Consider the following 18218-nt stretch of genomic DNA (forward strand, 5'->3'; position numbering starts at 1 on the left):
AGACATGGCAACCAGCCCCGCAAACGGCACCCCCCTCCTCCGAGAACTGATCAACATCAAGCCGGAGGTGTCCAGCTCCGACTTCGTCCTCCAGCTCGCCGACGCCACCACCCCCGATGGCGCCGAGAAGGCACTGAACGAGTACGTCGTCACCGATGACCTCGTCCAGCACTTCAACGAGGCCCTCGCCATCATCAAGTCGGCGGTGGACAGCCACTCTTCGAAGGCCGCCTACCTGCACGCCTCGTTCGGTGCAGGTAAATCCCACTTCATGGCCGTCCTGCACGCCCTGCTCAACCAGGCCCCAACCGCCCGCGACAACACCGACTTCGACCCGGTATTCGCCCAGAACGGGTGGCTGCAGGACGGCGACCGGCGGTTCCTGATGGTGCCCGTGCACATGCTGGACGCGAAGTCGATGGAGCAGCGGATCCTCGGCGGGTACGTCAAGCGGATCAAGGAGTTGGAGAAAGACGCCGACACCCCCCGCGTCTACCGCACCGACGCCATGTTCCGCGACCTCGACTCCATGCGAGAGCGGCTCGGCGACGCCGAAGTGATCCGGTTCCTGGCAGGCGCCGCGCCCGCCCAGGCCGAAAGCACCGACGACTGGGGCGAGTTCGGCGCCGCCTTCGCCTGGACCGCGGACCTCCTCGACGAGGCGATGGCCGCCGAGGAACTGGAGGTCGGCCAGAAGTTCGACGCCGCCAACCCGTCCACCCCCGCCGAACTCCGCGCTCGCCTCGCACAGGACACGGCCAAGGTGCTGCCCGGCTACGCGGAGCGTGCCGTCGAGCAGGACGGCGGCTTCATCAGCCTCGACCGCGGGCTCTCGGTGATCGCCGAGCACGCGAAGAGCCTGAACTACGACGGGGTTGTGTTCTTCCTCGACGAGCTGATCCTGTGGTTCGCCTCCCGTATCTCGTCCTCGGAGTTCGTGTCCCGCGAGACCGCGAAGATCACGAACCTGGTGGAGGGCGGCGACGAACGCCGTGCCGTCCCCGTCGTGTCGTTCATCGCCCGTCAGCGCGACCTGCGCGACCTGGTCGGATCGGCAGAGGACGGGGGCCGCTACCAGCGGGCCATCGTCGACAACCTGGAGCTCGCCTCGGGCCGGTTCGACCGCATCAGCCTGGAGGACCGCAACCTTCCGGAGATCGCCCACGCGCGTCTCCTGAGGCCGTTGTCGACGGAGGCGGACGCCACGATCGGCGAGGCGTTCAAGAAGGCGAAGTCCACCAACGCCAAGTTCTGGGACGAACTCCTGGGTGGCGACGGCAACAACGTGGGTGCCACCGAGAAGGCATTCCGCTTCACGTACCCCTTCTCGCCCACCTTCATGGACACCCTCGTCCACCTGTCCTCGGCCCTGCAGCGTTCCCGTACCGGCCTGAAGCTGATGGGCGAGCTTCTTGCCAAGCGCCGCAATCTGCTGCGCGTAGGCGAGCTGGTGCCGCTCGGCGATATCTACGGGCTGATCTCGGGCGGCGGCGACAAGCCGTTCACCGACGAGCTGCGCGCGGTGTTCGAGGAGGCCGACCGGCTGTACCGCAACTCGATGCGCCCGTACCTCCTCGACCAGCACCGGGTCGAGGAGAAGCAGGTGGTCACATACCAGAGCGACCCGGACGCCATCGAAGACGACGACCTCTCCCGCCGGCTCCAGCAGTTCACCGACGACAACCGGCTGATGTCGACCCTCGTCCTGTCCGCCCTCGCACCCGCCGCACCCGCCTTCCAGAACATGACGGTGAAGCGGCTCCTCGCCCTCAACGCCGGCACCATCAAGGCCCTCCTTCCCGGGGGCGAAATCCCCGCTCTGATCAACAAGTTGAAGGAGTGGGCGGGCCGGATCCCCGAGATCAAACTCGCGGGCGACGGCGCGACGATGACCGTACGTCTGGAACTCTCCGGCGTGGACATCGACTCGGTCGTCCGCAATGGCCGCGAGGCCTTCGACAAGCCCCGCTACCGGCACGACGCCGCCGTCGAGCTGCTGCGCACGGAGTTCGGGCTCACCCCCGCCAAGGCGCAGAGCGGCTTCGACGCGTACGACACCCTCGACTTCACGTGGCGGGGCAGCAAGCGCCGCGCCGAGGTCGTCTTCGCCAACATCGCCGACAAGGACGAGACCACCGACTCCACGCTCACCCCTACCGACGACGAGACCTGGCGGCTGGTCGTCGATCTCCCTTGGGACGAGGGCGAGTTCGGGCCGCGCGAGGACCTGAACCGCATGAACGGCTTCTGGGAGCGGCATCCCGAGGTGCAGCACTCCCTCGCCTGGGCGCCCACCCATATGACGACGACCATGTACGCGGACTTCAACCGGTACGTGATCATCAAGCGGGTCCTGAACAGCGGCGGCGACTTCGACTCCCGGTTCGCCGCCCACCTCGGCGCCGACGACCGCGTGCGGGCAAGGGGACTCCTCACCACGCAGGCCGACACCCTCCGCGACCGCGTCATCACCGCCTTCAAGCAGGCGTACGGCCTGGCGAAGAAGCAGGAGGGGGACGTCCTCGACGACTTCTCGAACCACATCGCCACCAGGCCGGGCGCACCCACGCCCACCCTTGGTCTGAGCGCGGCGCCACGCGACGCGATCCGCGACATCGTGGGCAAGATGCTCGCCTGGCAGTACCCGGCCCACCCCGACCTGGGCGCGCAGGCGGTCACCCCCGCTCAGGCACGTACCGTCCTCGGATACGTCAGCGGGGCCGCCGGAACCCGGGAGAGCAAGGCGGAGGTCGCGCGCGGCGACCAGGCGCTGATGCGGACGGTCGCGCAGCCGCTCAAGCTCGGCACGATGGGCGAGAGCTACTTCACCCTCGGCGACTACTGGCGCGACCACTTCAATCGACTCGCGAAGAACGACCCCACCGCGGACATCGGCTACGCCTCGCTGACCACGTGGATGGACGAACCGCAGCGGATGGGGCTCCCGACTCACCTCCAGCAGCTCGTCGCGGCCGCGTACGGCGAAATGGAGGACCGGGTGTGGGTCATCGGGGGTGCCCCTGTCGCCGACCTCAAGCCGGGCGAGATCAAGGACGGCTGGGCGCTGCGGCGCCAGCCCCTGCCTTCCGAGACGGACTGGGAGACGGCCCGCGAGCGGTACGCGAAGATCTTCGGCGAAAAGGCCCCGGTGCAGCTGCGCGGGCGGATCGTCAACTCTTTCGCCGAGCTGGTCCGTACGCACGTCGACAATCTCCTGCCGTTCAACCGCGAGCTGGTGGGCGAGCTGGAGCGGCGCACGGACTTCCTCGGCCTCGACGACACCGCCGTCACCGGGCGTCTGCACACCGCCCACCGCGGACTCGCGCTGCTCGAGGAGCTCCACGCCGAGAAGGGCCGCGGGGCCAAGCGGGTCGTGGAAGCTCTCGCCGCATTCGACCTCGGCGAGCTGACCCCGGAACGGCTCGGCTCGTCCGTCACAACGGCACGCGTAGTGGCGTCCGCCCTCCAGAACGCCTCCTGGGACGTGCTCGAACTCGGCACCGGCATGGACGCCCTCACCACCCTCCAGGAGGACGCGGGCCAGGACCAGTTCAGCAAGAAGCTGCAGGACTCCCTGCCACGCGCCCAGCGGGCCATCACACAGGCCCTGGCCGTCCAGCGGCAACAGCAGCAGCGGACCGAACCGCCGGCCGACAGCGAGCCCACCCCCACCGCCGACCAGGTGCAGCTGACCACCGACACCTCGCACCCCAAGGTCGAGACCACCGCCAGGACGGGCTCCGTGCAGGGCAGCGCCACCGAGGTCGAGCAGACCGTGCGTCAGGTGACGGCCGCGCACCCCGGCAGGACCATCGAGATCACGTGGAAGGTGGTCGACTGATGTCGACGGAGGCCGCCCAGGGCGTCGCCCGCCTCACGCCGAGCGCCGTCGCCAACTACCTCGCGGGACAGCGAACGCTGCTCAAGGAGGCCCGGGAGCCGGACGGCGGAGATCGCCGTGTTGTCCTCCTGCGCTCCGCGCCCGTGTGGGAGGAAGCGGCGATCCTGCCCTGGAACGGCGGTCGCCGCGCACGAGTGGCCGCCGCGCCGTCCGTACTCGCCGTCTACCAGGAGGCGCTCGGCCACCTCGACTCCCCCGCCCCCGGTTCGGCGAATGACCCGTCTCTGCTCGTCCTCCTCACTGACCGGGAAGACGCCGAATTCGACCCCGGCATCCTGGTACGCACATACCGGCACTCCATCCAGCACGTCGACAACTGGGACCTGATCCGCGAGACCTTCACGGCTTCCGGCATCGACCCGCGGCTCGGTGACGAGACCTGGGGGGTGGCCGAGTCGCTCCTCGAAGCCACCCCTGCAGGCGGCTGGTCCGGCCTCAACCGACAGGTCCTGTCCCGCACGCACGCCCTCACAGCCCTCGCACGACGGCGGCTGGTGCTCCATGCGGACTCCCAGCTCGACATCGACTCGCTGCTGCTGTGGAGCCGCCATTCCTCCGAAGGCACACGTACCTACCGCGCACTGCGCGACGGGGAGCGGACCGGCCTGCGGCACTTCCTCGCCGAGGTCGACCAGGCCGGCGAGACCGCCGACGTCCTGCTGTCGATCGTCGAGCACGACGATCCTTCCGTGGCCCTGCCGTTCGGGCTCGTCGCCGCCGCCCTGTGGCAGCATGCGCCGGCAGGCCCAGAAGTCTTCCGGGCGCGCGGCCGGGCCGAGAACATTCTCGGCCGCGAATTCCCCGATGAGGCCATGCGACGTTACGGGGCAGCCGCCGAGAACCTCGTCGCACGCAACGCACAACTGCTCGCCCAGATCACCCCGGATGCCGAACGGCTCGCTGAACACCTCGGCGCGACCGATGCCATACGCCACAGCCGCTATCTGCCCACCGGCCTCGAAGCACGCCTTGCCGCCGTAGGATCGGCCATCACCGCCCGCGACCTCGACGCCTGCCGTACGGCGCTGCGCGAGGCACAGACGCACTATCTCGCCGAGACCGCCCGACCCCGCATAGGCCGTGCCCGCATGGCCGTACGCCTGGTCCAGTGGCTGGCCACCGAACCCGCGTGGACACCGGACACCATCGCCGACTCCCTCGCCCACTACAACGCCGAACTCTCCTGGGCCGACCGCGCGTTGGAGCACCTGGACGCGGGTGGCGACACTCAGCCTGCGCTGTCCGACGCCTACGACGCACTCGCGACCGACGTGCGTGCGGTGCGGCGTCGTATGGACCGTGCCTTCGCCGAGCAGGTCGCCGAGTGGACCGCGGCGGGCACGGCCCCCGGCTCGATGCTGACGGTAGAGACTTTCCTCGAGCGGGTCGCAAAGCCTGTCGTGAAGTCCCAGCGGCGGCTGATGCTGCTCGTCGTGGACGGCATGAGCGCCGCTCTCGCGGCACAGCTCGGCGAGGAACTCGCGGCGCACTGGACCGAGTACGACCCCACCGGCGAGAAGACGCTGCCGCCCACCCGCCAGGCGATGGCCGCCGCCCTGCCCACCATCACAGCCGTCAGCCGCACCACACTCCTCACGGGCAAACTGCAGCGCGGCGACCAGAAGACCGAGAAGCGCGAATTCCCGTCTCTACGGCTGTGGTCGGGGCAGAAAGCGGCCGTCTTCCACAAGGACGACCTCCGCCCCGCCGACACCGGTGGCCGCTTCGGACCCGCCCTGGAGGCGGCGCTGACCGACGGCGAGTCGCACCTCGCGGTCGTCCTCAACACCGTCGACGACGGCCTGAGGAACGACGAACGCCTCGACGAATGGGACTGGTCGATCGCTGACATCGACGCCCTGACACCCCTCCTCGACGAAGCTCGTCGCCAGGGCATGGCCGTCGTCCTGACCAGCGACCACGGACACGTACTTGAGCACCGTGGCACGAAGGTCCCCACCCCGACCGCGGTCAACGCCCGCTATCGCGAGGTACCGGCAGGCGACGCCGAACCGCTGCTCGACGAGGCGGAGATCACGCTCGCCGGCTCACGCGTGATCGACGGACCGATCGTCGCCCTGTGGTCTGCCAATAGCCGCTACACCAACCGGGCCGCCGGATACCACGGAGGCGTGCACCCGGCCGAGTTCACGATCCCCGTGCTCGCCTACCTGCCCGACGGCGCGAGTGAGCAGATCCCGTCGGGGTGGCGACAGCTCGCAAACGCCTACGAGCCGCGCTGGTGGAGGCTGGACGCGCCGCGCCTACACACGACTTCGGCACTTCCCGCCACAGAGGCCGCGCCCACCGCGAAGCCTGCGAAGCCCCGGAGCACCACGAGGAAGCCCGCCCCTCAGGAAACGGGCCTCTTCGAGATCGCGGTACCACCCGAGCCCTCCGCGATCGAAGCTTCGCCGCTCTCCGAGCAACCGCAGTCGCCCACACAGCAGCTCCTGGACGACCTCTTCGCGTCCCCTGTCTTCACCGCCCAGCTCGCCCTCCTCCCCCGCAAACAAGACCCGGAAAAACTCCGACAGGCACTCGCAGCACTCTGGGAGAACAACACCCTTCCCCTGACAGCCGTGGCCGCCGCGGCAGACATGTCTCCGGCCCGCGCCCGCGGCTACGCCACTGTCCTCACCCAGCTCCTGAACACGGACGGAATCCAGGTCCTGGAACTCCTCCCCGACAACAAGACACTGAAGCTCAACCCGACGTGGCTGAAGACCCAGTTCGGACTCGCCTAACCCGCAGCCGCGTACCGCACGAACTGCGCCCACCCGTCACGCCCGACGGCGAACGGGGGGCGCGTCGTGTCCTTGGAATCCCTTACGTGGATGGCCTGTTGGGCGATGGCTACCTCCACGCAATCGTCGCCCTGGCTGCCGCTGTAGCTGGACTTGAACCAGGCGAGTTCCGTCGTGCCACTCATAGCTCTCCTCGCAATCGCTCCAACAGCCCGCGGGACTCTTGGGGGTCCAGGGCCTGCGAGCGCAGTGTGTCATAGCGCTGCTGGAGGAGGCTCACCTCTTTAGGGTCGGAGATCAAGCGGCCGTTCTGCTGTCCTTCGGAGTACCCGAACCGCCGCCCCTGCTGCGTCTCCAACAGCCGGAGCGGCCCATCGAGACAGGCATGCAACATGGCCTCCAACGACACCACTTGAAGAGTCACATTCCGCAGCGCGCTCAGTTCCAGCACATGCTCCATCAGCTCACGCATCTTGCCCACGTCACCGAACCGGCGCCGGAACACCGACTCCTCCACGATGAAGCTGAACGGGACCTTCGGCCGCTCCCGCAGCATCTTCTGCCGCTCCAGACGAGCGACCGCCTGCGCCTCCAACTGCGCGTCCGTCAGCAAGGGAATCGTGCCCTCGAACGTCGCCCGCGCATACGCCTCCGACTGCAACAACCCCGGCACCAGGCGACACTCATACGTACACAGGCTCACCGCCGTCCGCTCCAGCCGCGCCCACCGCCGGAACCACACGGCGAGCCCCGCCTCACCACGCGTCAGATACCCGGAAGCCTTCCTCAACGCCCCCGTGTTCCCGGTCGCTCCCTCCGCCCGGTCGACGAACACCTCGTCCGGCATCCGACGCCCCAACTCCACTGATTCCACGGTGTGCTTGGAGAATCGGACGAGACCCGCGAACTCCTGTCGGCTGAGCCCTTTGTACTCCCGCAGGGCCTGGACGACGGCCCCGAAAGTTCGCAGACTGTCCGAGGGCCCTGGCTCCCGCTCGGCATCCACGTCGGCCATCACGTCGTCGTCGGTCATACGCGCCGCCTCCAGAGGGACAGTTGACGCGCTTCGACCGCGCGCTCACCTCACCCAGAGTGATCGCGTGAGCACCGTACTGTCCACAGCACGTGCCCGTACGCTGACGCACCGTACGGGGTCCACCTCTGGCGCACGCCCCCGCGCGACGACCACCGTGACACCCATGAACCCAGCAACACCCCAACTCCACACCACAGAGCACACATTCACGCAGCTTCTTTCCGCCACCCGCCGTGGCACCCGCCTGGCCCGACTGCTCACCGCCGAAAAACTGCGCGCCTGGGACGTGGACATGGACACGGCCGAGTGCGCTGAGCAGATCGTTGCCGAGCTCGCCGCGAACGCCGCGTTCCATGGGAACGTACGCGGACGCGGCTTCCGCATCTCCCTCACACTCGACGACGCGTCCGCCACCCTCCGCATCGAGGTGTCGGACGCCCGAGGCGACCGGCTCCCGGAGGCCACCCGCTCCCCCGCCGACGAGAGCGGCCGCGGCCTGCTCATCGTGGAGTCGCTCGCCGACGGCTGGGGCGTGGAAGGGTACGCACCGGGCGGCAAGACCGTGTGGGCCGAACTGGCTAAAGCACGCCTCGGCTCATCCGCTGCAACAGGCAGCTCTGCCAGAGCTCATGGGCGCCACGGGCCTCACGAATCATGGCGCGTGTGAAATCCATATCCGCGAAGCCGGTCTGCGCAAGCCGCCTGACCACTGCTTCCAGGTGGCCGCCCACCCGCGCGATACGCGCCGCGTGGGCTGCCGCGAGCCGTGGGGCGAGCTCCACTTCCCGGTCGGCCATGGCCAGAAGATCGTCGTACTCTCCGTCACTGTAGGAGGACGGAACCTCGGGCAGGTCGGCCGCTGTGAGCCTCGGAACGGGCGCGTGAGGGCGGGCCGCGGTCTCGGCACGACCGAGCGCCTTGTTCATCAGCCGCCGCGGCTCATCGAAACGGCGCACCTCCGCTACCAACAGGTCGAGCTTCGATATCTCGACAGCAACCGAATCCGAGTCCTCAGCGGCGAGGGCTGCCCGCAGCCGGTCCGCCACCTCCCCCGCACGCTCGGCCGCGCTGTCGATCGCTGCATCACACGCGTCGAGTTCAGTGAATACCCGTCCCGCGGTGTCCACAGACAAACGCACCATGCTCAACGCATCACCTTTGAACCCACCTACCACCTTGGTCAGTTGGGAGGTAGTGAGAGATGCGGCCCTCAGAAGATCCTCCACGCTCTCCCCCTTGCCCGTTGAAGGCACCACGCCTGGCCAGAACTCTACGATGCGTCACGCCGACAGTCCTAGTTGCCTCACAATGCCGTTATGACCTCACACGACGCAGATCTCCCGAACATAGTGTGAGAACTGAGACGCCCAGGCGGCGCCCGGATCGCGTACCGAAAGAGGAGAGCAATGGCCGGCGAGTACCCCGAATTCCGTCTGCGGCTCCCCAACAACGGACCCACGGCCGTCGGCCAACTCCTCAAGGAGAAGGGCACGAACGGTAGCCAGAAGTTTGTCGTGTCAGCCGGGTCACCGGTCCGGCCCGAGGTGGTCCCATCGTTCCCCGTGCGCGTGCCGTCCTCGCACAAGCTGCGGAAACAGAAGATCACCGAAAGAGCCATCCGGGAGTCCAAGTCCTGGCCCGGCTGGCTGGAGACCTTCGAGGACATCGAATGCAACTCGCCGTCCGCCGCCGCGGAGATCCTCACGGGACGCGCCTCCAACGGCTGGCTCGCCTGGCGGACCGAGGACGGACACCCCCTCTCCGACTACATCGAGAACGTGTGGCTCGGGCCGAGCCGGGCATGGCTGGTCCGCGGCTCGAACGTCGCCGGGCTCGACCTCGTCGAGCGTATGTGGCTCCCCGAAGAGCGCGTCACGCTCGCCGCGAAGCATCTGCGGCAGGAGTTCGGGCGGACCGCGAGTGTGGACCAAGTGCGGGCCGCCGTCGAGGAGGACTACGAGTCCACGGCGACGTACAACCAGAAGAAGCAGCTCACGGAGGAGTTCCACTCGTTCATCTCCCGGATGCGGCCCGGCGACACTGTGTGCACGCTCTCCAGCGGCCTGCTGTACATAGGGGAGATCACGGGGCCTGTGGAGCAGACAGAATCCGATGACGGGCGGTCGAACCTGCGGCGCGCTGTGCAGTGGCAGAGCGAGGGGTACGCCTATGACGAGCTGCCCGAGGAGCTCCAGCAGCGACTCGAAGCCCAGCACGACGTCGTCGACCTGACCACCGTGAAGGACTTGCTCAACGGTCTGGGCATGAGCGACGCCGAACTGATCGAGGAGGCCGAGGCCGCCGACCTGGATCCGAGCCTCGAGCTGCCGACCCTCACCGCTCGGCGTGACCTCGAACTCCCCATCCCAGACGAAGAGTTGGGTCAAGCGTTGCTCGTCCATGACGTGGGCTGGCTGCGAGAAGTACGGGATCTCCTCTGGGACGACAGGCAGCTCGTGCTGTACGGACCGCCCGGCACCGGCAAGACGTATCTGGCCCTGAAGCTCGCCGAGTTCCTCGGCGGCGGGCCCGAGCAGGTCAAGCTGGTCCAGTTCCATCCCTCGTATTCGTACGAGGACTTCTTCGAGGGGTTCCGGCCGCAGGAAGATCCCGAAACCCACGAGGTCGCCTTCCGGCTCACCGCCGGGCCCCTGCGGGAGCTGGCCGACCTGGCAGCACGCGAAGGCAACCGGCACATCCCGTACTTCCTGGTCATCGACGAGATCAACCGGGCCAACCTCGCGAAGGTCTTCGGCGAGCTGTACTTCCTCCTCGAGTACCGCCGGAAGACGGTACGGCTCACCTATTCCGGGGACGACTTCGCGCTGCCACCCAACCTGTTCATCATCGGCACCATGAACACCGCCGACCGCTCCATCGCGCTCGTCGACGCGGCGATGCGACGACGGTTCGCGTTCGTCGAACTCTCGCCGCGCACCGAACCGACCAAGGGGCTACTGCGGCGGTGGCTGGCCTCGCAGCAGAAGGATTCCGAGCCTGCCGATCTGCTGGAGGCGCTCAACTCCCGTATCGACGACGCCGACTTCTGGATCGGTCCTTCGTATCTGATGAAACCCGGCGTGTACCGGGACGGCGGGCTCGAGCGGACCTGGCGGACCAAGATCCTCCCCCTGCTGGAGGAACACCACTACGGGGAGGGCGTGGACATCACGAGGCGGTACGGGCTCGACGCGCTGCGCGCGGCGCTCCCTGGCCCGGCCACGGACGACGAGACCGACGCATGAGCGACGACACGGTTGTCGAACTCGTCGAGCACGCACGGCCGGTCCGCCGCGCGCTGCCCGACGCTGTCGGCCGCACGCTCGCCGCCTCACGGATCGTCGAGGCCACGCCCGATCCGTACGTGCCCGGGTGGTGGACGCTCAAGGCCAACAGCAAGGTCGGGGCCGTACGCCTGGAAGTGGACGGCGAGGCCGTGTACACATTGCGGATCACTCCGAAGGTCGCCATCGGTCGGCTGTTCTTCCTCCTCGGCTACAGCCTCGACCCGCGAGGCTGGCGCGACAGCGAAGTCGACGTGGCCGAGCATCGGGAGCTGCTGCCCGCCCTCGCGTACGCCTTCGAGCGGCAGGTCGAACAGGCAGTGGGGCGCGGGTTGTTGCAGGGGTATCGCCCCACCGAGGAGTCGTCCCTCGTCGTACGGGGACGGATCCGCGAGGCCGAGCAGATCCGGCGGCGGTTCGGCGCCGCACTGCCCGTCGAGATCGCTTACGACGAATTCACCACCGACATCGCCGAGAACCGGCTGCTGCGCGCTGCCGTCGAACGGCTGCTGCGGATTCCGGACGTGCCCCGGGACGTACGCTCCCGGCTGCTGCACCAGCGAGCTCGCCTCGCGGACGTCACACCGCTGGTCCGCGGCCAGGAACCGCCCCGCTGGCAGGCAACCCGGCTGAACTCCCGCTACCGGCACGCCCTTCACCTCGCACGGGCCATCCTCGAGGGGGCGTCCGCGGAGCACCGGACCGGCGAGCTGCGCATCAATGGGTTCCTCTTCGACATGAACAAGCTCTTCGAAGATTTCGTGTGTGTCGCCCTGCGCGAGGCGCTCCTGCCGTACGGGGGCCACAGCAGCCTTCAGGCCAAGGGCATCCACTTCGACGAGGACGCCGCGATCCGGATGAAGCCCGACTTCGTCTGGTACGGGGACGGCGGGCAGCCTCTGCTCGTCGCCGACGCCAAGTACAAGGCCGGAAAGCCGGACGGGTATCCGAACGCCGACCTGTACCAGATGCTCGCGTACTGCAGCGCTCTCGGCCTCGGCGCCGGGCACCTCGTGTACGCGCAGGGGAACGCCCCGCACAACCGGCACCAGGTGCGGCAGGCCGGAACCGTACTGCACCAGCACGCCCTCGACCTCAACCAAGAACCTGCACGGCTTCTGGCCGAGGTGTCGATGCTTGTGCAGGCCATGGTGCACGAAAAAGTGCCGACCGAGATCTCTCTCGACCGGCACTCCGCGCGTTGCGAGTGTCCGAGGGGGGACTTGAACCCCCACGCCCGATAAAGGGCACTAGCACCTCAAGCTAGCGCGTCTGCCATTCCGCCACCCGGACAAGGTGTGCGCCGCCCGCAGGGCGTTCCCTGCGGCGACGGACACCACCTTATCAAGGTCTCGGACCCCCTTTGACCAGCGCCTATGGCGACGTCATCCGCCGCTCGACCTCCGGGTGCTTCTTCACCCACGCCGCGACGGCCTCGGCCTGATGCCCCTGGCCGTGCTTGTTGATCTCGATCTCCAGGGTGCCGAGCTCGTCCTCGGTCATCCTGAAGTTCTTGAACCACTTCGTCAGCTGCGGGTACTGCTTGGTGAAGGGCTTGCTGGTGACGGTGCGGATGGTGTCGCCCTTGCCGAAGAGGCCCTTGGGGTCCTTCAGCTTGGTCAGGTCGTACTTGCTGTACGCCCAGTGCGGGGTCCACAGGAGCACCGCGATCGGCTTCTTCTTGGCGTACGCGCGCTTCAGCTCGGCGAGCATCGCGGGCGTGGAGCCGTCGACGACCTTGTACTCCTTGTCGAGGCCGTAGCCGGGCACGACGTCCTTCCTGAGGATGTCCATCGTGCCGGTGCCGCCCTCGATGCCGACGATCTTGCCGTCGAACTTCTTGGCCTTGCCCTTGAGGTCCTCGACCGACTTGATGCCCTTCACGTACGACGGGACGGCGATCTCCAGCGAGGTGGGGCCGTACCAGGAGCCGAGGGTCGTGACCTTGTTCTTGTACTTGTCCCAGTAGCTCTTCTGCGTGTAGGGCAGCCAGGCGTCGAAGTTCACGTCGAGGTCGCCGGTGGACAGTCCGGTGTAGACCGGGCCGACGTCCATCTGCTTCAGGTTGAGCTTGTAGCCGCGCTTCTCCAGAACGTTCTTCCAGAGATACGTGACGGCGATGTCCTCGTCCCAGGGGAACCACGCGACGTTCACCGGGCGCTTGGCCTCGGCGGGGGTCGACTCCTTCTTGACCGGGGCCATCTTGTCGACGAGGCCCGCCGGCTGCTGCTTCAGCCACGACTTCACCGCGGCCTGCTGCTCGCCCTTTCCGGCCTTGTTGATCTCCGCCTCAAGGCTCGTGAGCTGCTTCTCGCTCATCTTGAAGTCCTTGAGCCACTTGCCGACCTCGGGGAAGTCGGTGCTGAAGCCCTTGCGGCCGATGGAGTGGATGCCGTCGCCCTTGCCCCAGGCGCCCTTCGGATCCTTGAGCTTGGTGAGCTTGTAGTCGTTGTACGCCCAGTGCGGCGACCAGAGCGTCGTGACGATCGGCTTCTTCGCGGCGTAGGCCTTCTTCAGCTGCGCCAGCATCGCCGGCGTCGAGCTGTCGACGACCTTGTACTCCTTGTCGAGCCCGTACTCCTTGAGCACCTTGCTCTTCAGCAGCTGCATCTCACCGGCGCTCGGCTCAATGCCCGTGATCTTGCCGTCGAACTTGTCGGCCTGTCCCTTCAAGTCCTCCATCGACTTGATGTCCTTCATGTAGGACGGGACGGCCAGCTCCAGGGACGTCGGGCCGTACCAGGAACCCAGGTCCTCCAGGTCCTTGCCGTACTTCTTCCAGTACGGGGCGTGCGTCACCGGCAGCCAGGAGTCCGTCTGGAAGTCGACCGAGCCCTCGGCCAGCGAGGTGTAGAGCGGGCCCGCGTCGAGCTGCTTCATCTCCACCTCGAAGCCGCGCTGCTCCAGGATCTCCTTCCACAGGAATCCGGACGCCACCGCGTCGTCCCACGGCACATAGCCAACGGTGATCTTCTTGCCCTGGCCGACGTTGGTGGACGAGGCGGCCGGGGAGGTGGCTGCGTCGTTCTGGCCGAACATGCCCATGCCGCCCGCGACGAGCGCGAGGACGACGACACCGACCACGGCGACGGCCGGGCGGGGACGGTACGACCAGATCTTCAGGCCGTGCGCGGCACGCAGCTTGGCGAGCGCGCGGCGGCCCAGCGGCGAGACCTGCTGGCCGAGCGAGCTGGTCATGCGGTCGAGGTAGATGGCCAGGATCACGATCGAGATACCGGCCTCGGCGCCGAGGCCGACGTTCAGCTGGCCGATCGCCTCGTTCACCGCGCCACCGAGACCACCCGTACCGACCATGCCCGCGATGGCGGCCATGGACAGGCCCAGCATGATGACCTGGTTCACGCCGGCCATGATGGTCGGCAGGGCCAGCGGCAGCTGCACGCGCCACAGGGTGTTGCGCGGCGTCGTACCGAACGCGTCGGCGGCCTCCACCAGCTCCTTGTCGACCTGCCGGATGCCCAGCTCGGTCATGCGCACGCCGGGCGGCACCGCGAAGATCAGCGTCGCGACGATGCCCGCGGGAGCACCGGAACCGAAGAACAGGATGGCCGGGATCAGGTAGACCATCGCCGGCAGCGTCTGCATCAGGTCGAGGATCGGCCGGAACAGGCCGCTGACCCGGCTCGAACGCGCCGCCCAGATACCCAGCGGCACACCGATGATCAACGCGATCAGCGTCGACACGAGGACGAGCGACAGCGTCATCATCGCCTCGTCCCACAGCTCCAGGTTCTGCACGAACCAGAGCCCGACGAAGGCCAGTACGCCACCGAGCGTGCCACGCAGCCAGAAGGCGATGACGGCGAAGATGCCCGCGAGCAGCAGCGGTTCGGGGGCTTGGAGGAGGTCGGTCAGGCCGTTGTAGACGCCGTTGAAGATGTCCTCGAAGAAGCCGAACAGCCAGTCGAGGTGGGTCAGCATCCACTGGACGATGTCATTGACCCAGTCACCGAAGGGAATCCTAGGCACCGGCGCTCACCTTCTCCGCCGCCTCGCCCTCGACCGTCTCCGCCGCCTCGCCCTCGACCGTCTCCGTCGGCTCGACGTCGACCGTCTTCATCGGCTCACCGAGCACGGCGAGCAGCCGCTGGCGCGGCACCACACCCAGGAGCGCGTCGTCGTCGACGACGGCGACGGGTATCTCGCTCGTCGAGCACGGCGTGAACAGGTCGATGATCGGCGCGTCCTTGTGCACCTTCGCCGGAGCATCGGCCACCCGGTAACCGTCCTCGGGCTCGGCCATGATCGCGCTCGCGCTCAGCACGCGGGAGCGGTCCACGTCCTGCGTGAACGACGCGACGTAGTCATTGGCCGGCGTGACGAGGATGTCCTCGGCCGAACCGATCTGAACGATGCGGCCGTCGCGCATGACGGCGATGTGGTCGCCCAGGCGCATGGCCTCGTTCAGGTCGTGGGTGATGAAGACGATCGTCTTCTTCAGCGTCTTCTGCAGCTCCAGGAGCTGGTCCTGCATGTCGCGGCGGATCAGCGGGTCGAGCGCACTGAACGACTCGTCCATCAGCAGCAGGTCGGCGTCCGTGGCCAGCGCACGGGCCAGGCCCACACGCTGCTGCATACCGCCCGACAGCTCGTCCGGGAAGGACTTCTCCCACCCCTCCAGGCCGGCGAGGCGCAGCGACTCGATCGCCCGCTCCTCGCGCTCGGCGCGCGGCACACCCTGCACCTCCAGGCCGTACGCCGCGTTCTCCATCACGGAGCGGTGCGGGAACAGCGCGAAGTGCTGGAACACCATGCTGATCTTGTGCGAACGCACCTCGCGCAGCTCGCGCGGCGACAGCGTCGTCAGGTCCTGACCGTCGAAACGGACGTGACCCGCCGTGGGCTCCAACAGCCCGTTCAGCATGCGCAGGAGCGTGGACTTACCGGACCCGGACAGGCCCATGACCACGAAGATCTGGCCGGACTCGACCGTGAACGACGCGTCGATCACGGCGGCGGTGGTTCCTTCGGCGCGCAACTCCTCACGGCTCGCGCCGCCGCGGAGCTTCTCCACAGCCTCAGCGGGTCGTCTGCCGAACACCTTGTGCAGATGCTCGGCCACCAGTCTCGATGGCACACGGACCTCTATTCTCTTTGACCTGTGAAAGGTTGAAAAACCATTCACGTGACTTCAGAGCCCGCCTGCCCCCTCCGGACCAGCGCAAACACAAAAAAGTGCCGGTCGAGACGAATCTCGACCGGCACTCTCTGAGCCTCAGCTGAGTGTCCGAGGGGGGACTTGAACCCCCACGCCCGATAAAGGGCACTAGCACCTCAAGCTAGCGCGTCTGCCATTCCGCCACCCGGACAAGGTGTACGTCGCTCGGCGCGGGGCGTTCCCCGCGGCGACACCTCAACAATACCAAGGTTTCGGAGTGGCTTTCACCTGCGTATCGGTGCACTCGCGGACACGGAGGGTTACTACTTCGCGCTCACTTCTTGATGCCGATGCCCTTCGGGTTCAGATGGGCGATGTGGCCGCTCTCCGTGCCGGCCGACGGGTCGATGACGCAGTCGATGAGGGCGGGGCCGCCGGAGGCGATGGCCTCGGTGAGGGCGGCGGTGACCTCGGCGGGGGTGGTGGCGCGGTAGCCCTTGCCGCCGAAGGACTCGATCATGCGGTCGTGGCGGGCCGCGCTCATGAGGGTGGTGGGGGCGGGGGCGCCGCCTATCGTCTCGTCGCCCCGGTAGACGCCGCCGTTGTTCATGACGATCGTGACGACCGGTAGCTGGTAGCGGCAGATCGTCTCCAGTTCCATGCCGCTGAAGCCGAAGGCGCTGTCGCCCTCGATGGCGACGACGGGCGCTCCCCCGCTCTCGACCGCGGCCGCGATCGCGTAGCCCATGCCGATGCCCATGACGCCCCACGTGCCGGAGTCGAGGCGCCGGCGCGGGTGGTGCATGTCGATGACGTTGCGGGCGATGTCGAGGGTGTTGGCGCCCTCGTTCACGATGTACGTCTCCGGGTGCTGGTGGACGACGTCGCGGACCGCCTTGAGCGCGCCCATGAACTGCATGGGGTGCGGGTCGGCCTCCAGGCGCCCCGCCATCTTGGCGACGTTCTGCGCGGAGCGTTCGCCGAGCTCCTCGCGCCAGGCGGTCGGCGCCGTGATCTGGCCGGGCTTGGTGCGGTCGGCGAGCTGGTCGAGGACCGATTCGATGTCGCCGACGAGCGGGGCCGCGATGGGCTGGTTGGAGTCCAGTTCCCGCGACTCGATGTCGACCTGGATGAACTTCGCGTCGGGGTTCCAGCCGCGTTCGCCGTGGTTGAGGAGCCAGTTGAGGCGGGCGCCGACCAGCATGACGACGTCGGCCTTCTTCAGCGCGAGGGAGCGGGCGGTGGCCGCCGACTGCGGGTGGTCGTCGCGCAGCAGTCCCTTCGCCATCGACATCGGTACGTACGGGATGCCCGTGGACTCGACGAACGTACGGATCTTGTCGTCCGCCTGCGCGTAGGCGGCGCCCTTGCCGAGGACGATGAGGGGGCGTTCCGCGTTCTCCAGGAGGTCGATCGCGCGGTCCACGGCCTCGGGGGCCGGGAGCTGGCGCGGGGACGGGTCGACGAGGCGGGACAGGGTGCGCTCCCCGGCCTCCTTGTCCATGACCGCGCCGAGTACCGCCGCCGGGATGTCCAGGTAGACGCCGCCGGGGCGGCCGGAGATCGCGGTGCGCAGGGCGCGGGCGATGCCGCGGCCGATGTCCTCGACGCGGCTGACGCGGTAGGCGGCCTTCACGAAGGGCTGGGCGGCGGCGAGTTGGTCCATCTCCTCGTAGTCGCCCTGCTTGAGGTCGACGAGGTGGCGCTCGCTGGAGCCGGAGATCTGCACCATCGGGAAGCAGTTGGTGGTGGCGTTGGCGAGGGCGACCAGGCCGTTGAGGAAGCCGGGGGCGGAGACGGTCAGGCAGATGCCGGGCTTCTTGGTGAGGTAACCGGCGATCGCGGCGGCATGCCCTGCGTTCGACTCGTGGCGGAAGCCGATGTAGCGGATGCCCTCGGCCTGGGCGAGGCGGGCCAGGTCGGTCACCGGGATGCCCACGAGTCCGTAGACCGTGTCGACGTCGTTCTTCTTCAGGGCGTCGACGACGAGGTGGTAGCCGTCGGTGAGCTCGGAGGGCGCGTCGGCTCCTGCCGCGGCCTCGGCGGTTTGGTCGGCGGTCGAGGTCGACGTCGAGTCTGCGGTCATGATCCGGGTTCCTCCTTGGACGGGGCTCCTGCTCTCACCTTCGGC

The 18218-nt window shown here is 67.9% G+C and carries 11 protein-coding genes and 2 tRNA genes; 5 read left to right on the plus strand and 8 right to left on the minus strand.

Annotated elements, in window-relative coordinates; all coding sequences use genetic code 11:
- Nucleotides 1–4: 4 nt before the first annotated feature.
- On the plus strand, nucleotides 5–3841 hold the full coding sequence (locus RBJ65_RS07385) for a DUF6079 family protein (protein WP_306316462.1): 3837 nt from the start codon (nucleotides 5–7) through the stop codon (nucleotides 3839–3841).
- Nucleotides 3841–6648 (plus strand): BREX-2 system phosphatase PglZ, encoded by a 2808-nt coding sequence (pglZ, locus tag RBJ65_RS07390; RefSeq protein ID WP_306316461.1) that lies wholly within the window; start codon nucleotides 3841–3843, stop codon nucleotides 6646–6648. Before RBJ65_RS07385 ends, pglZ begins: the two co-directional genes overlap by 1 nt.
- On the opposite strand, the gene RBJ65_RS07395 is transcribed toward pglZ, so the two are convergent.
- Nucleotides 6645–6833 carry a DUF397 domain-containing protein gene (locus tag RBJ65_RS07395; RefSeq protein WP_306316460.1) on the minus strand — a complete coding sequence of 63 codons (189 nt, stop codon included), beginning with the start codon at nucleotides 6831–6833 and terminating at the stop codon, nucleotides 6645–6647. The two genes, pglZ and RBJ65_RS07395, sit on opposite strands and share 4 nt — an antisense overlap.
- Nucleotides 6830–7681 (minus strand): helix-turn-helix transcriptional regulator, encoded by an 852-nt coding sequence (locus RBJ65_RS07400; protein WP_306316459.1) that lies wholly within the window; start codon nucleotides 7679–7681, stop codon nucleotides 6830–6832. Before RBJ65_RS07400 ends, RBJ65_RS07395 begins: the two co-directional genes overlap by 4 nt.
- Before the next feature lie 166 nt (nucleotides 7682–7847).
- Here RBJ65_RS07400 and RBJ65_RS07405 point away from each other — a divergent pair, with 166 nt between their 5' ends.
- A complete protein-coding gene (locus tag RBJ65_RS07405; RefSeq protein ID WP_306316458.1) occupies nucleotides 7848–8351 on the plus strand; it encodes an ATP-binding protein in 504 nt (167 codons plus the stop codon).
- Here the strand turns inward: RBJ65_RS07405 and RBJ65_RS07410 are convergent.
- A complete protein-coding gene (locus RBJ65_RS07410) occupies nucleotides 8263–8910 on the minus strand; it encodes a hypothetical protein (protein WP_306316457.1) in 648 nt (215 codons plus the stop codon). The genes RBJ65_RS07405 and RBJ65_RS07410 overlap by 89 nt on opposite strands.
- A 180-nt stretch (nucleotides 8911–9090) precedes the next feature.
- On the opposite strand from RBJ65_RS07410, the gene RBJ65_RS07415 reads away from it, so the two are divergent.
- Nucleotides 9091–10929 carry a DUF4357 domain-containing protein gene (locus tag RBJ65_RS07415; protein WP_306316456.1) on the plus strand — a complete coding sequence of 613 codons (1839 nt, stop codon included), beginning with the start codon at nucleotides 9091–9093 and terminating at the stop codon, nucleotides 10927–10929.
- A complete protein-coding gene (locus RBJ65_RS07420; RefSeq protein ID WP_306316455.1) occupies nucleotides 10926–12212 on the plus strand; it encodes an McrC family protein in 1287 nt (428 codons plus the stop codon). The genes RBJ65_RS07415 and RBJ65_RS07420 overlap by 4 nt, the downstream gene beginning before the upstream one ends.
- Here the strand turns inward: RBJ65_RS07420 and RBJ65_RS07425 are convergent.
- The 5 genes from RBJ65_RS07425 to oxc all read right to left on the minus strand — a co-directional run bounded on the left by RBJ65_RS07425 (nucleotide 12177) and on the right by oxc (nucleotide 18173).
- Nucleotides 12177–12261 (minus strand) — tRNA-Leu (locus tag RBJ65_RS07425). The genes RBJ65_RS07420 and RBJ65_RS07425 overlap by 36 nt on opposite strands.
- A gap of 81 nt (nucleotides 12262–12342) precedes the next feature.
- Nucleotides 12343–14958, minus strand: a complete 2616-nt coding sequence (locus tag RBJ65_RS07430; protein ID WP_306316454.1) for an ABC transporter permease/substrate binding protein — start codon at nucleotides 14956–14958, stop codon at nucleotides 12343–12345.
- Nucleotides 14951–16066 (minus strand): glycine betaine/L-proline ABC transporter ATP-binding protein, encoded by a 1116-nt coding sequence (locus RBJ65_RS07435; RefSeq protein WP_306316453.1) that lies wholly within the window; start codon nucleotides 16064–16066, stop codon nucleotides 14951–14953. Before RBJ65_RS07435 ends, RBJ65_RS07430 begins: the two co-directional genes overlap by 8 nt.
- Nucleotides 16067–16213: 147 nt before the next feature.
- A tRNA-Leu gene (locus RBJ65_RS07440) sits at nucleotides 16214–16298 on the minus strand.
- Nucleotides 16299–16421: 123 nt separating this feature from the next.
- Entirely contained in the window at nucleotides 16422–18173 is a 1752-nt protein-coding gene (gene oxc, locus RBJ65_RS07445) for an oxalyl-CoA decarboxylase (RefSeq protein WP_306316452.1), read from the minus strand.
- Between the last annotated feature and the right edge of the window lie 45 nt (nucleotides 18174–18218).

The organism is Streptomyces sp. KL109B (assembly GCF_030766935.1).
In the GTDB taxonomy this organism is placed as follows: domain Bacteria; phylum Actinomycetota; class Actinomycetes; order Streptomycetales; family Streptomycetaceae; genus Streptomyces.

What these genes read in the sequence shown, in the direction of transcription:
- pglZ (WP_306316461.1), top strand. Translation starts at nt 3,841, where the DNA reads ATGTCGACGGAGGCCGCCCAGGGCGTCGCCCGCCTCACGCCGAGCGCC.
- RBJ65_RS07405 (WP_306316458.1), top strand. Translation starts at nt 7,848, where the DNA reads ATGAACCCAGCAACACCCCAACTCCACACCACAGAGCACACATTCACG.
- RBJ65_RS07385 (WP_306316462.1), top strand. Translation starts at nt 5, where the DNA reads ATGGCAACCAGCCCCGCAAACGGCACCCCCCTCCTCCGAGAACTGATC.
- oxc (WP_306316452.1), bottom strand. Translation starts at nt 18,173, where the DNA reads ATGACCGCAGACTCGACGTCGACCTCGACCGCCGACCAAACCGCCGAG.
- RBJ65_RS07420 (WP_306316455.1), top strand. Translation starts at nt 10,926, where the DNA reads ATGAGCGACGACACGGTTGTCGAACTCGTCGAGCACGCACGGCCGGTC.
- RBJ65_RS07400 (WP_306316459.1), bottom strand. Translation starts at nt 7,681, where the DNA reads ATGACCGACGACGACGTGATGGCCGACGTGGATGCCGAGCGGGAGCCA.
- RBJ65_RS07415 (WP_306316456.1), top strand. Translation starts at nt 9,091, where the DNA reads ATGGCCGGCGAGTACCCCGAATTCCGTCTGCGGCTCCCCAACAACGGA.
- RBJ65_RS07395 (WP_306316460.1), bottom strand. Translation starts at nt 6,833, where the DNA reads ATGAGTGGCACGACGGAACTCGCCTGGTTCAAGTCCAGCTACAGCGGC.